Origin of the sequence: Marinimicrobium locisalis, from assembly GCF_039822625.1 — a bacterium.
GTDB classification, from domain to species: Bacteria; Pseudomonadota; Gammaproteobacteria; order Pseudomonadales; family Cellvibrionaceae; genus Marinimicrobium; species Marinimicrobium locisalis.
In genome coordinates this window covers 1-1,220 of the sequence record NZ_JBDLLG010000073.1, presented here as the reverse complement: position 1 = coordinate 1,220, position 1,220 = coordinate 1, and the positions used below count along the sequence as shown (strand labels likewise).

The window sequence follows — 1,220 nt, the reverse complement described above, 5'->3', positions numbered from 1 at the left end:
CCCGACACCGGCACCACCACCTACGACTACGACAGCGCCGGCAACCGGCTATCCCGGCAGGACGCCCGAGGCGTGCTCACCGAGTACGACTACGACGCCCTAAACCGCCTGACCGCCGTGCGTTACCCGAACTTCCCCGAGGAAAACGCCAGCTACCATTATGACAACGAGGAGCCGGGCCGCAACGGCATTGGCCGGTTGACCCGAATCGAAGACCCTTCCGGCACTACCCGCTATTTCTACGATTACCTGGGCAACGTCACCCGCAAGGAAACCGCGCTCAATGGCCATACACTGACCGTCGAATACCAGTATGACAGCGCGGGCCAACGGATTGGCATTACCTACCCCTCCGGCCAGCAGGTGTCGATCACTCGTAACCCGCAGGGGCGAGTCAGCGGCCTGAGCACCCGCCTTGAGGCGCAGAGCAGCGCTCAGGTGCTCGCGGAGGCAATTGAATACCGACCGTTTGGCCCTCTTTCCCGCCTGACCTACGGCAATGGTTTGCAGGAAGTCCGCACTTATGACCTCGACTATCGCCTGACCGGCATTGAAATGGGCGACAGCGATCCCTTACGCCGCCGGCTCTACGAGTACGACGCCGTCAATAACATCACCCGCATCGAAAACCCAGAAGTGGCGGGTGAGGCCACCGACTATGCCTATGACCCGGTCAACCGCCTGGTGGAGGCGGCCAACACCGACTACGATATCCAGTTCGGCTATGACCCGGTCGGCAACCGCACCAACAAGGCCGACGACGGAGTCGTGGAAAACTACCAGTACGCCACCGACAGCCACCATCTGTTGTTCAAAGGCCCCCAAAGCTATCAATACAATGCGGTAGGCAACACCATCGACAACGGCACCCATCAGTTTGAGTACTCCGCCGCCAACCGGATAGTTCAGGCCTCTCAGTCCGGTAATACGGTGGCAGAATACACGTACAATGCGCTGGGCCAACGCGTCATCAAGCGACTTCCGAATGGCACGGTCACCTACTACTTCTACAATGAACAAGGCCAACTGCTCGGGGAGTACGACAGCGCGGGCAACCCGGTGCGAGAGTACGCATACCTGGAGGGTGCCCCTCTGGCGATGGTCAGCAACAGCCAAGTGCACTACTATCACAACGACCACTTGGGCACTCCGAGATTGTTGACCGATGCGCAAAAGGCCATCACATGGAAGGCGACGTATACGCCCTTTGGGAAGGCCAG

1 protein-coding gene is annotated in these 1,220 nt (G+C 59.7%); it reads left to right on the top strand.

The genetic code is table 11. The features are described from left to right. A partial coding sequence (locus tag AAE514_RS18440) for an RHS domain-containing protein (protein ID WP_347333031.1) occupies positions 1 to 1,220 on the top strand: 1,220 nt, incomplete at both ends.